Source organism: Streptomyces sp. R28 (assembly GCF_041052385.1).
Classification (GTDB): domain Bacteria; phylum Actinomycetota; class Actinomycetes; order Streptomycetales; family Streptomycetaceae; genus Streptomyces.
Map to the genome: position 1 here is coordinate 5,098,943 of NZ_CP163439.1, position 12,447 is coordinate 5,111,389.

Below are 12,447 nucleotides of genomic sequence, written 5' to 3' on the forward strand. Positions count from 1 at the left end.
GGCACCCCGCCCAACCGCCGACGGCAAAAGCGTTCGCCACGGATTTCGGCGGGATGAGATCCTGGATCGCGTATGTCTACGCACCCTGCCCCCGCCCTCGGCGCCCTCGCCCCCCGCCTGACCGAGCTCTCCCTGCGTGACGCGCAGCGACTCGGCCGGCGGCTCGAAGGTGCGCGCAAGATCCGTAAGCCGGAGGCACGCGCCGCCGTGCTCGCCGAGATCGAGGCGGAGATCGCCAGGGGCGAGGAGCGGATCGCCACCCGGCGCACCCTTGTGCCCCAGGTCAGATACCCCGAGCAGCTGCCGGTCAGCCAGAAGAAGAGCGACATCGCGGCCGCCATCCGCGACCACCAGGTCGTGATCGTGGCCGGTGAGACCGGGTCCGGCAAGACCACGCAGATCCCGAAGATCTGTCTCGAGCTCGGGCGTGGCGTGCGCGGCATGATCGGGCACACGCAGCCCCGCCGTATCGCGGCCCGTACGGTCGCCGAGCGGGTGGCGGAGGAGCTGGACACGCCGCTCGGGGAGTCGGTCGGCTGGAAGGTGCGGTTCACCGACCAGGTGAACCCCGACGCCACCTTCGTCAAGCTCATGACCGACGGCATCCTGCTCGCCGAGATCCAGACCGACCGCGAGCTGCGCGCCTACGACACGATCATCATCGACGAGGCCCACGAGCGGTCCCTCAACATCGACTTCCTGCTCGGGTATCTCGCGCAGCTGCTGCCGAAGCGGCCGGATCTGAAGGTCGTCATCACCTCGGCGACGATCGATCCCGAGCGTTTCTCGCGGCACTTCGGCGACGCGCCGATCATCGAGGTCAGCGGCCGCACGTACCCGGTGGAGGTGCGTTACCGGCCGCTCCTCGAAGAGGACTCCGAGGACGCCGACCGCGACCAGATCACCGCGATCTGCGATGCCGTCGAGGAGCTCCAGGGCGAGGGGAAGGGCGACATCCTCGTCTTCCTCTCCGGGGAGCGGGAGATCCGGGACACGGCGGACGCCCTCACCAAGAAGCAGTACCGCTTCACCGAGGTGCTGCCGCTCTACGCCCGGCTCTCCCATGCCGAGCAGCATCGCGTCTTCCAGCCCCACACCGGCCGCAGGATCGTTCTGGCGACCAACGTCGCCGAGACCTCGCTCACCGTCCCGGGCATCAAGTACGTGATCGACCCCGGCTTCGCCCGGATCAGCCGGTACAGCCACCGCACCAAGGTCCAGCGGCTGCCCATCGAGCCGATCTCGCAGGCCAGCGCCAACCAGCGCAAGGGCCGCTGCGGGCGGACCAGCGACGGTATCTGCATCCGCCTCTACTCCGAGGACGACTTCGTCGCCCGCCCGGAGTTCACGGACGCGGAGATCCTGCGGACGAACCTCGCCTCCGTCATCCTGCAGATGACCGCGGCCGGCCTCGGCGACATCGAGAAGTTCCCCTTCATTGACCCGCCGGACCACCGCAACATCCGCGACGGCGTCCAGCTCCTGGAGGAGCTCGGCGCGCTGGACCCGACGCAGAAGGACGTACGCAAGCGGCTCACGGACAGCGGCCGCAAGCTCGCCCAGCTCCCCGTCGACCCGCGCCTGGCCCGCATGGTCCTGGAGGCCGACAAGAACGGCTGTGTCCGCGAGGTCATGGTGATAGCGGCGGCGCTCTCCATCCAGGATCCGCGCGAGCGCCCCGCCGACAAGCAGACCCAGGCCGACCAGCAGCACGCCCGTTTCCGGGACGAGACGAGCGACTTCCTCGCGTACCTCAACCTGTGGCGGTACGTCCGTGAGCAGCAGCGCGAGCGCGGCTCGTCCTCGTTCCGCCGGATGTGCAAGCAGGAGTACCTGAACTTCCTGCGCATCCGCGAGTGGCAGGACATCTACACACAGCTGCGTACGGTCGCCAAGCAGATGGGCATCCACCTCAACGAGGAGGACGCTCCCGCCGACCGCATCCACCTCTCCCTGCTCGCCGGCCTGCTCTCCCACATCGGCATGAAGGACGTGAAGGACGGGGCGAAGAACGAGTACCTGGGGGCGCGGAGCGCCAAGTTCGCGGTCTTCCCGGGCTCGGCCCTCTTCAAGAAGCCCCCGCGCTTCGTGATGTCCGCCGAACTCGTCGAGACCTCCCGCCTCTGGGCGCGCGTCAACGCGAAGATCGAGCCGGAGTGGGTCGAGCCGCTCGCCGAGCACCTCCTGAAGCGGACGTACAGCGAACCGCACTGGGAGAAGGACCAGGCGGCGGTGATGGCGTACGAGAAGGTCACGCTGTACGGCGTCCCGATCATCGCCCAGCGCAAGGTGAACTACGGCCGGATCGACCCGGAGGTCAGCCGCGAGCTGTTCATCCGCAACGCCCTGGTCGAGGGCGACTGGCGCACGCACCACAAGTTCTTCGCCGACAACCGCAAACTCCTCAGCGAGGTCGAGGAGTTGGAGCACCGTGCCCGGCGCCGGGACATCGTGGTCGACGACGAGACGCTGTTCGACTTCTACGACGAGAGGGTCCCGGACCACGTCGTCTCGGGCGCCCACTTCGACTCCTGGTGGAAGCACAAGCGGCACGAGCAGCCGGACTTCCTGGACTTCGAGCGCGAGATGCTCATCCGGGAGTCGGCCGAGGCGGTCACCAAGGCGGACTATCCGGACTCCTGGCGGCAGGGAGCGCTGAAGTTCCGGGTGACGTACCAGTTCGAGCCGGGCGCGGACGCGGACGGTGTGACGGTCCACATCCCGCTCCAGGTCCTGAACCAGGCCATGGACGAGGGCTTCGACTGGCAGATCCCGGGCCTGCGCGAGGAGTTGGTGACGGAACTGATCCGTTCCCTGCCCAAGCCGATCCGCCGCCACTACGTGCCGGCGCCGAACTTCGCGAAGCGGTTCCTCGACACGGCGACTCCCTTGCAGGAGCCGCTGACGGTGACCATGGCACGCGAACTGAAGCGCATGGTCGGGGTCCCCTTCACCGCCGACGACTTCGACTGGCCGAAGGTGCCGGAGCATCTGCGCATCACCTTCCGGATTGTCGACGAACGGCGCCGCAAGCTGGCCGAGGACAAGGACCTGGAGGCCCTGAAACTCCGCCTGAAGCCGAAGGCGCGCAAGGCCCTCTCCCAGGCCGCGGCGGCCACGGCGTCCCGCGAGGGCGGCGAGTCTCTGGAGCGCCAGGGCCTGGCCGACTGGTCCATCGGCTCGCTCACCCGCGTTTTCGAGACCCGCCGCGCCGGCCAGCCGGTCAAGGCGTACCCGGCGCTGGTGGACGACTGCGACCTGGTCTCCGTACGCCTCTTCGACACGGAGGCGGAGCAGCAGCAGGCGATGTGGAAGGGCACGCGCCGGCTCATCCTCCGCAACATCCCGGTCAACCCGGCGAAGTTCGCCTCGGAGAAGCTGACGAACGCGCAGAAGCTGGCGCTGTCGTCGAACCCGCACGGCTCGATCCAGGCCCTCTTCGACGACTGCGCGATGGCGGCGGCGGACAAGCTGATCGGCGACTTCGGAGGGCCGGCCTGGGACGAGGAGTCGTATCGGAAGCTGTACGACAAGGTGCGCGCCGAGATCGTCGACACGACCGTGCGTACGGTGGGCCAGGTGCAGCAGGTCCTCGCGGCCTGGCAGGCCGCCGAGCGCCGTCTGAAGGCCGTACGCAGCCCTGCCCTGCTGGCAAACCTCACGGACGTCCGTAAGCAGCTGGACGCCCTTGTGAGGCCCGGTTTCGTGACGGAGGCGGGGCTGCGGCGCATGCCGGATCTGATGCGCTATCTGATCGCGGTGGACCGCCGTCTGCAGCAGATGCCGACGAACGTCCAGCGCGACACGACGCGCATGGCGAAGGTCCACGAGATGCAGGACGAGTACGCCTGGCTGCTGGAGCAGATGCCGCAGGGGCGTCCGGTGCCGCAGCAGGTGCTGGATGTCCGCTGGATGCTGGAGGAGCTCCGCGTCAGCTATTTCGCTCACGCGCTCGGCACGGCGTATCCGATCTCCGACAAGCGGATCGTGAAGACGATCGACGCGTTGGCGCCGTAACGAGGCCTGTACGTTGGGTGAGTTCGACCAGCGGGCTCACCCTCCTGTAGAGTCTCTTCTCGCAGCGCAACGCACAAATAGCGCAGCGAAACCTGGTCCTGTGGAGCAGTTTGGAGTGCTCGCCACCCTGTCAAGGTGGAGGCCGCGGGTTCAAATCCCGTCAGGACCGCAGTGAAACGAGAGGCCCGCATCCCGCCAAGGGACGCGGGCCTTACTCATGTCCACGAGCAGGCCCTGCCCAGACAAAGACCGCGCCCGCGGCGCAGCCGCAATCGAACACAGCAAATCCCGTCAGGACCGCAGTGAAACGAGAGGCCCGCATCCCGCCAAGGGACGCGGGCCTTACTCATGCCCGCGAGCAGGCCCTCTCGACGCCTGTCCGCACCAATCAGCCCGTCCGGCGCTTGAGGACGAGGCCCCTCGGGGCCGAAGCGGGGGTCTGGGGGCGGCAGCCCCCACGGACGGCAGCCACAGGGCCCGGCACCCTCAAGCGGCACCACCAGGGGAGCGCCACGCCACCTTGACGGAGTCACATTCGCTCGGTACCCAGAAGTCAGGGCACTTTCCCCGTATGGCCCCTGGAGGTGGCGTATGGCGGCGTCGGCTAGGCACGAAACGCGGGCGTTGCTCCGCGCGCACCTGTCAGCCGCCACGTCCTACCGACATCTCACCCGGCACTGCCCGATCTGCCATCACCTGCTGCGGCTGGCGATGGGCTCCGCCCCGCGCACCGCTCAGGCGGCTCCGCGCGAGGTCAGCGAGGGCGAAACCGCTTCCACCGCGTGACCGTCTCGGACGTCAACTCCCGCGCTGCCGTGGGGCGCTGGAGCGCACGCCTTCCTTTAGCGCACATAGTCCAGAGGCAACAAGCACCACGCCATGTGACGGGTGTCACCGCATGAGTTTCCGGAAGTGCGGTACTTACACCCCACCTACAACTGGTCAATTTAATATGTGCAATTGCACCAGCTTCCGGAGATCGCCCCACGCGCACTGAGCGGCCGGCCGGGGCGAGTCCACAGGAGATCCGACACCCCTCCCCAGGCTCCGACAAGCCCGCTCACAGGACCACCGTCAGCACACGCTCCGCACACAAAAAAGATCGCGCTGGACCCGGCGGAGTCCAGCGCGATCTACGACGCACCCTTGTTGCGTGCCTGCGAAGCTCTGTTCGGCTTGGGCGTGGGCTCTGTTGGGGCAGAACCCGCGTCGCTTGGAGCTAGGGTTCGGGCGCCACGGAAGTTGGGGGAACTCCCGTTTTGCCCGGTTATGCAGTTGTTCAGGCCTCGCTGCGCTGCTGCGGAATGCCCGCGAGCAGAGCGCGGACCTCAGCCTCGCGGTAGCGGCGGTGCCCGCCGAGCGTGCGGATGGACGTAAGCTTCCCGGCCTTTGCCCACCGCGTAACCGTCTTGGGGTCCACGCGGAACATCGTGGCAACCTCAGCCGGGGTCAGCAGCGGCTCGGCATCAGGGGTGCGAGCGGTCATGAGCGGCCTCCTCGGGAGAACCGAACCTTCTCGGTTCTTTCCTCTAAATTCTGCACCTTGACCCGCGTTGCCCGAAATGGCGGACGCGAGTCGAGTCGGTTATAGGACGAACGGCTTGTCCTCGGCACTACAACTACACCATCTGTCCAGCCGCGTCGGCCAAACCGATGGAATTGCCCTCCCAGGTGTTCATCAGCGACGGAAGCCGATGGACCATGCCATAGCGGACAGTCACGCCACTGTGACGATCAGTCACAGGGGCGTGCAGGAGTCCCAAGACCCCCCAAAGCGTGGAATGTCGAGAGAGAGTCCTCCCCGGACTCCTTGTCCTATTTTGGCACGAGGAGGGGTTGGGGATGCAAGGGCCGCGTACGTGCGGTCCGTCACGCTTGCGTGCGTTGACACACCCTTGATGCATACGCCCGTATCGGGTACTACGTCCGATGTTGACGAGGCATCAAGAACCCCAGAACGAGCACGAAACCCCAAAACGGGCGGCCCGTCAAACGCCAGTTCGTTACATCACAGAGTGCGCCAGATCACACCCGGCCGGCCGACTGCTCAGTTCGCCGAACGCCGGTCCCGCACCGACCGCCACCGCTCCACGAGCCGCCCGTAAGCCGCCCCCGCGGCCGCCCCGTCACCGCGCCGCAGCGCCTCGATGCCGTCGGCCACATCGGCCGCCGAGTGGTCGTCCTCCAGCTCGCCGGCCGGCAGGGCGTGCACCAGGCCGCCGTAGTCCAGCTCGACCAGCGAGCGCGGGTGGAACTCCTCCAGCCAGCGCCCGACGTCCACCAGGCCGTCGATGAGCGGCCCCTCGTCGATGGCGTCCTTGAGCGTCCTCAGAGCCCGCGCCACCCGCCGCCGCGCCTCCACCATGGGCGTCCGGTAGCGCAGCATCGGGGGGATCTCACCCGAGCCCTTGTCGAAGCGCCGCTCCTCGTCCGACACCAGCACGAACCAGTGCAGCGGCACCTGCCAGGTCGAGGTGCGGATCCACGGCCGGGCGTCCGGGTTGCGGGCCAGCCAGCGCTCGTAGTCCTGGGCCGTCTGGCGCCGTACGACCTCCGGCAGCGCCGCGTCCAGGACCGGCTTCGGCAGCTCGTCGGCCAGCTCCCCCAGCGCCTGCCAGCCACGCAGCCGGGTGCGCCACGGGCACACGCACAGCACCCCGTCGACCTCGAGCACGAAGGCGTCGCCGCTCTCGTGCACCGGCACGGGGATGGGCGGGGTGGGCAGCAAGTCAGCCAGGGAGCGGCGCAGTTCGTCCTGGTACGACGGGCGGTCGGGGCGGCGGGCGTAACGGTCCCAGTGGCCGCGCTCCGGCTCCGGGAAGGCGGCCAGCGGCTCGTAGACGCGCAGATAGGTCGCATACGGGACGATCACCGAGGACACCTTGGGCACGCCTGCTCCCTCCCCCGCCGTCTGCCAGGAAAACCTCCGAAACCCGCTCACAAACGTGCGGGAAAACTATGCAAATCGTCGCACGGCTGTACTCCAGGAGTAGGTGATCCTGAGCACTGCGGGGTGGTCAGGCGCCTACGGGTCTAATCTCATGCTCACGGCTCCCGCCACCCCCATGGGAGCTCGCTCCAATCGCCGCCAGTACTCAGGAGTCACCACAGTGACCGACGTAACACACGGCGTCCTGCACACCCTGTTCCACTCGGATCAGGGGGGTCATGAGCAAGTAGTGCTCTGCCAGGACCGCGCCAGCGGCCTCAAGGCCGTCATCGCCATCCACTCCACCGCTCTGGGCCCCGCCCTCGGCGGTACGCGCTTCTACCCGTACGCGACCGAGGAAGAGGCCGTCGCCGACGCGCTGAACCTCGCGCGCGGGATGTCGTACAAGAACGCCATGGCCGGTCTCGACCACGGCGGCGGCAAGGCCGTGATCATCGGTGACCCGCAGAGGATCAAGTCCGAGGAGCTGCTGCTGGCCTACGGCCGGTTCGTGGCTTCGCTGGGCGGTCGGTACGTCACCGCGTGCGACGTCGGCACGTACGTCGCCGACATGGACGTCGTGGCCCGTGCGTGCCGCTGGACGACCGGGCGCTCCCCGGAGAACGGCGGCGCGGGCGACTCCTCCGTGCTCACCGCCTTCGGCGTCTACCAAGGCATGCGGGCCTCCGCCCAGCACCTGTGGGGCGACCCCTCCCTGCGTGGCCGCAAGGTCGGCATCGCAGGCGTCGGCAAGGTCGGCCACCACCTGGTGGAGCACCTGCGGGCGGAGGGCGCCGAGGTCGTCATCACGGACGTCCGCGAGGAGGCCGTCGGGCGGATCCTCGCGGCGCACCCGACGGGTGTGACGGCCGTCGCCGACACCGCGACCCTGATCCGCGTCGAGGACCTCGACATCTACGCCCCCTGCGCGCTCGGCGGGGCCCTGAACGACGACACCGTGCCCGCCCTGACCGCGAAGATCGTGTGCGGCGCCGCCAACAACCAGCTCGCCCACCCGGGCGTCGAGAAGGACATCGCCGACCGCGGGATCCTCTACGCGCCCGACTACGTGGTGAACGCCGGCGGCGTCATCCAGGTCGCCGACGAACTGCACGGCTTCGACTTCGAGCGGTGCAAGGCGAAGGCGGCGAAGATCTACGACACCACGCTGGCCATATTCGCACGTGCGAAGACGGACGGGATTCCGCCGGCCGCCGCGGCCGACCGGATCGCCGAGCAGCGGATGGCGGAGGCACGCGGAGCGCGCTGAGCCACCCAGCGGTCCGGCCGAAGGCCCTCACAGGGGTTTGACCGGTACCCGCCGGTGGGCAGTTGGAGAGAACTCTCACTTCTACCGGCGGGTCGACCGCCAATAAGTGGTTAAAATCGCGGTTGACCAGCGAGGACAGGGCGCCTCGAAGGTCCTGTGCACACGCGCGTGCTGCGGGCGACGTACCGTATGGGCGCGGGCTCAGGTACCGTGGAAGCCCTACGGACCGGCCTCTCCACGGAGAGTCCGTTCCGGATCATGAACGCGTGTCAGACTCTGGGGCCGTCGAGCCCCGTCGTTGAGGGGGTCGAGCCATGGGGCGCGGCCGGGCCAAGGCCAAGCAGACGAAGGTCGCCCGCCAGCTGAAGTACAACAGCGGTGGGACAGACCTCTCACGCCTGGCCGAGGAGCTGGGCGCATCGACGTCGAATCAATCGCCGAACGGCGATCGCTTCGAAGACGATGAGCAGGAGGACGACGACCTGTACTCGAAATACGCCGACCTCTATGAGGACGACGACGAGGATCAGGACGAGGACCCCTCGGAGCAGCGCCGCGGCGCTTGACTTTGTATTGAGCACTCACCCGGTCGGTGACCTCGGTCACCGACCGGGTTCTGTGCTGCCTGCAGGGGATCAGTCGGCGGACGTGTTCAGTTTGAATACGTACCGATCAGGGCGGCGCCCGTCTCGTGGTCGCCCCTGTCCGTGATCTCGCCGGCGACCCAGGCGTCCACGCCTCGGTCGGCAAGCGTCGCGAGGGCCGCGTCCGTGGACTCCTCGGGCACGATCGCGATCATGCCGACGCCCATGTTCAGGGTCTTCTCCAGCTCCAGGCGCTCGACCTGGCCCGTCTTGCCGACGAGGTCGAAGATCGGGGCCGGGGTCCACGTGGTGCGGTCGACGATCGCGTGCAGGCTGTCCGGGATCACCCGGGCCAGGTTGGCGGCCAGACCGCCACCGGTGACGTGGCTGAAGGCGTGCACGTCCGTGGTGCGGGTGAGGGCCAGGCAGTCCAGCGAGTAGATCTTCGTCGGCTCCAGCAGCTCCTCGCCGAGGGTGCGGCCGAGCTCGTCGATCTGCGCGTCCAGGGCCAGACCGGCCTGGTTCAGCAGGACGTGCCGGACCAGCGAGTACCCGTTCGAGTGAAGACCGGACGCCGCCATGGCGATCACCGCGTCACCCTTACGGATGCGATCCGGGCCCAGCAGCCGGTCGGCCTCCACGACGCCCGTACCGGCGCCGGCGACGTCGAAGTCGTCCTCGCCCAGCAGACCCGGGTGCTCGGCCGTCTCGCCGCCGACCAGGGCGCAGCCGGCGAGCACACAGCCCTCGGCGATGCCCTTCACGATGGCGGCGACACGCTCGGGGTGGACCTTGCCGACACAGATGTAGTCGGTCATGAACAGCGGCTCGGCGCCGCACACCACGATGTCGTCCATGACCATCGCGACCAGGTCGTGGCCGATGGTGTCGTAGACGCCCATCTGACGGGCGACGTCGACCTTGGTGCCGACACCGTCGGTGGCGGAGGCGAGGAGGGGACGCTCGTAGCGCTTGAGGGCGGAGGCGTCGAAGAGGCCGGCGAAACCGCCGAGGCCGCCGAGGACCTCGGGGCGCTGGGTCTTCTTCACCCACTCCTTCATCAGCTCGACCGCGCGGTCGCCCGCTTCGATGTCGACGCCCGCGGCTGCGTAGCTGGCACCAGTTGTCTCAGACATGGCTAGTGAGAACCTTCGTGTCGTACGGCAGGCGTTTTTGAAAAAAACACGGCACGGGCCGTCTTACGGGCGGCGGATCGCGTCGGCGGCGGCCGTGGCGGCCGGGCCGGCGGCCAGCTCCGTCTCCAGCAGCTGCTTACCGAGCAGCTCGGGGTCCGGGAGCTCCATCGGGTACTCGCCGTCGAAGCAGGCGCGGCAGAGGTTCGGCTTGGCGATGGTGGTCGCCTCGATCATGCCGTCGATGGAGATGTACGACAGCGAGTCGGCGCCCAGCGAGGTGCCGATCTCCTCGATCGTCATGCCGTTGGCGATGAGCTCGGCGCGGGTGGCGAAGTCGATCCCGAAGAAGCAGGGCCACTTCACGGGGGGAGAGGAAATCCGGATGTGGACTTCCGCCGCGCCCGCCTCGCGGAGCATGCGGACCAGGGCCCGCTGGGTGTTGCCGCGCACGATCGAGTCGTCGACGACGACCAGGCGCTTGCCCTTGATGACTTCCTTCAGCGGGTTCAGCTTCAGGCGGATGCCGAGTTGGCGGATGGTCTGCGAGGGCTGGATGAACGTACGGCCGACGTACGCGTTCTTCACCAGACCCGCGCCGAACGGGATGCCGCTCGCCTCCGCGTAGCCGATCGCGGCCGGGGTGCCGGACTCCGGGGTCGCTATGACCAGGTCGGCCTCGACCGGGGCTTCCTTCGCGAGCTTGCGGCCCATCTCCACGCGGGAGAGGTAGACGTTCCGGCCGGCGATGTCGGTGTCCGGGCGGGCCAGGTACACGTACTCGAAGACACAGCCCTTGGGCTTCGCTTCCGCGAATCGGGAGGAGCGCAGGCCGTTCTCGTCGATGGCGACGAACTCGCCCGGCTCGATCTCGCGGACATAGCTCGCGCCGCAGATGTCGAGGGCGGCGGACTCGGACGCGGCGACCCAGCCGCGCTCCAGGCGGCCGAGGACCAGCGGGCGGATGCCCTGCGGGTCACGGGCGGCGTACAGGGTGTTCTCGTCCATGAAGACGAGGCTGAAGGCGCCCTTGACCTGCGGAAGGACCGTGTGGGCGGCCTCCTCGATGGTCAGCGGCTTGCCGTCCTCGTCGACCTGGGCCGCGAGCAGCGCGGTGAGCAGATCGGTGTCGTTGGTGGCCGCTACGCGCGGAGTGCGGCCACCCTCCTGCTTCGGCAGGTCGGCGACCATCTCGGCGAGCTGCGCCGTGTTGACCAGGTTGCCGTTGTGGCCGAGGGCGATGGAGCCGTGCGCGGTGGCACGGAAGGTCGGCTGGGCGTTCTCCCACACGGAGGCGCCGGTGGTCGAGTAGCGGGCGTGACCGACCGCGATGTGACCCTGGAGCGAACCGAGTGAAGTCTCGTCGAAGACCTGGGAGACCAGTCCCATGTCCTTGAAGACGAGGATCTGGGAGCCGTTACTGACCGCGATTCCCGCGGATTCCTGGCCCCGATGCTGGAGGGCGTAGAGCCCGAAGTACGTGAGCTTTGCGACCTCTTCACCCGGAGCCCAGACACCGAAGACGCCACACGCGTCCTGGGGGCCTTTCTCGCCGGGAAGTAGATCGTGATTGAGTCGACCGTCACCACGTGGCACGGCTCCGAGTGTAGGCGAGATCGACCACTGGTCCGAATTGGGGATCCGCGCCCGTAAAGGATCACTCGGTCGCGGCCGCGTTGACGCGCTCGCCGTTTTCGCTGGTCAGGGTGATGTTGCGGTGATCGAGTTCGTACTTCACGGTGCCGTCGAAGAGGCCCAGGAGGGTCTTCTCCGTATTCATGAGTGAGGTGTCGCACATCATTCGGGTAGTGGACGCCGTGCCCAGCGTGATACGGCCGTCGCTGACCGTCGCCGTGGCCCTCACCTTGTTGCAGCCGAGGCTGCCGCTGACCTGTCCGGCCTTCTCGTCGAAGGTGAGGTGGGCCTTGCCGCCGGCGTCGGGGCTGGTGACGGTCCACTTCGTGCCGTAGAGCGGGGCCGCCTCCTGCTTGGTGAGGGTGACGCGGTCGCCGTCCGCCGTGGAGAGGGTGAGCTTGTCGCCCTTGACCTCGGTGGTGAGGTCGCCGTCGGAGAGGGCACGGGTGAGGGTCTGCTCGAAGTTCGGGGCGACGCCCTCGCAGGCCATCTCGGTCGCCTGCATCCGGTCGAAGGTGACGTGGCTGTCGGCGAAGACGGCGTCGGCGCCGAAGTTGTTGCAGCCGAGGTTGCCCTTGACCTCGCCGCCGTCGGCGATGCGCAGGTAGGCGTTGCTCGGGGCGGCGCTCTTCTTGCCGTCGACGGTGACGTCGTCCACGGCCCAGTAGGCGCCGGTGACGGAGGCCGACGCCCCGGCACCGACCGAGTCACTGCCCGCGTCCTCGCTTCCGCAGGCCACGGCGAACGGGAGGAGGGTCAGTACGGCGAGGGAGGCCAGTCGCTGCTTGTCCATGCCGAGTGTGCCGAGTGTGTTCATGCCGGTGGGACGGGAGGGACGCGGGACTGGTTCCGCTTCTGACGCCGGACGGGTTGTGCCGG

At 68.2% G+C, this 12,447-nt stretch carries 9 protein-coding genes and 1 tRNA gene; 5 read left to right on the forward strand and 5 right to left on the reverse strand.

The window, feature by feature from the left end; genetic code table 11:
- Positions 1-72: 72 nt before the first annotated feature.
- The 3 genes from hrpA to AB5J49_RS22600 all read left to right on the forward strand — a co-directional run bounded on the left by hrpA (position 73) and on the right by AB5J49_RS22600 (position 4,803).
- Entirely contained in the window at positions 73-4,017 is a 3,945-nt protein-coding gene (gene hrpA / locus AB5J49_RS22590) for an ATP-dependent RNA helicase HrpA (RefSeq protein WP_369170434.1), read from the forward strand.
- A gap of 94 nt (positions 4,018-4,111) precedes the next feature.
- Positions 4,112-4,186, forward strand: a tRNA-Asp gene (locus AB5J49_RS22595).
- Positions 4,187-4,608: 422 nt separating this feature from the next.
- Positions 4,609-4,803, forward strand: coding sequence for a DUF6274 family protein (locus tag AB5J49_RS22600; RefSeq protein ID WP_369170435.1), 195 nt, complete (start codon positions 4,609-4,611; stop codon positions 4,801-4,803).
- 493 nt (positions 4,804-5,296) lie between these two features.
- On the opposite strand, the gene bldC is transcribed toward AB5J49_RS22600, so the two are convergent.
- Together bldC and AB5J49_RS22610 are read right to left on the reverse strand one after the other, a co-directional pair.
- On the reverse strand, positions 5,297-5,503 hold the full coding sequence (gene bldC, locus AB5J49_RS22605) for a developmental transcriptional regulator BldC (protein WP_003949541.1): 207 nt from the start codon (positions 5,501-5,503) through the stop codon (positions 5,297-5,299).
- A gap of 561 nt (positions 5,504-6,064) precedes the next feature.
- On the reverse strand, positions 6,065-6,907 hold the full coding sequence (locus tag AB5J49_RS22610; protein ID WP_369170436.1) for a hypothetical protein: 843 nt from the start codon (positions 6,905-6,907) through the stop codon (positions 6,065-6,067).
- A 220-nt stretch (positions 6,908-7,127) separates the two neighbouring features.
- On the opposite strand from AB5J49_RS22610, the gene AB5J49_RS22615 reads away from it, so the two are divergent.
- Together AB5J49_RS22615 and AB5J49_RS22620 are read left to right on the forward strand one after the other, a co-directional pair.
- Complete coding sequence (locus AB5J49_RS22615) at positions 7,128-8,216, forward strand: Leu/Phe/Val dehydrogenase (RefSeq protein WP_369170437.1); 1,089 nt, start codon at positions 7,128-7,130, stop codon at positions 8,214-8,216.
- A gap of 314 nt (positions 8,217-8,530) precedes the next feature.
- Positions 8,531-8,782 (forward strand): DUF3073 domain-containing protein, encoded by a 252-nt coding sequence (locus AB5J49_RS22620; protein ID WP_369170438.1) that lies wholly within the window; start codon positions 8,531-8,533, stop codon positions 8,780-8,782.
- Positions 8,783-8,868: 86 nt separating this feature from the next.
- Here the strand turns inward: AB5J49_RS22620 and purM are convergent, their stop codons facing one another.
- From purM to AB5J49_RS22635, 3 genes are all read right to left on the reverse strand, one after another.
- Positions 8,869-9,936 (reverse strand): phosphoribosylformylglycinamidine cyclo-ligase, encoded by a 1,068-nt coding sequence (purM, locus tag AB5J49_RS22625; protein ID WP_369170439.1) that lies wholly within the window; start codon positions 9,934-9,936, stop codon positions 8,869-8,871.
- A 63-nt stretch (positions 9,937-9,999) separates the two neighbouring features.
- Positions 10,000-11,529, reverse strand: coding sequence for an amidophosphoribosyltransferase (purF, locus tag AB5J49_RS22630; RefSeq protein WP_369170440.1), 1,530 nt, complete (start codon positions 11,527-11,529; stop codon positions 10,000-10,002).
- 61 nt (positions 11,530-11,590) lie between these two features.
- Positions 11,591-12,385, reverse strand: a complete 795-nt coding sequence (locus tag AB5J49_RS22635) for an META domain-containing protein (RefSeq protein ID WP_369170441.1) — start codon at positions 12,383-12,385, stop codon at positions 11,591-11,593.
- Positions 12,386-12,447: the final 62 nt, after the last annotated feature.

Excerpts from the sequence above, each read along its gene's own strand:
- AB5J49_RS22635 (WP_369170441.1), bottom strand. The coding sequence starts at position 12,385 with ATGAACACACTCGGCACACTCGGCATGGACAAGCAGCGACTGGCCTCC.
- bldC (WP_003949541.1), bottom strand. The coding sequence starts at position 5,503 with ATGACCGCTCGCACCCCTGATGCCGAGCCGCTGCTGACCCCGGCTGAG.
- hrpA (WP_369170434.1), top strand. The coding sequence starts at position 73 with ATGTCTACGCACCCTGCCCCCGCCCTCGGCGCCCTCGCCCCCCGCCTG.
- AB5J49_RS22620 (WP_369170438.1), top strand. The coding sequence starts at position 8,531 with ATGGGGCGCGGCCGGGCCAAGGCCAAGCAGACGAAGGTCGCCCGCCAG.
- AB5J49_RS22600 (WP_369170435.1), top strand. The coding sequence starts at position 4,609 with ATGGCGGCGTCGGCTAGGCACGAAACGCGGGCGTTGCTCCGCGCGCAC.
- purM (WP_369170439.1), bottom strand. The coding sequence starts at position 9,936 with ATGTCTGAGACAACTGGTGCCAGCTACGCAGCCGCGGGCGTCGACATC.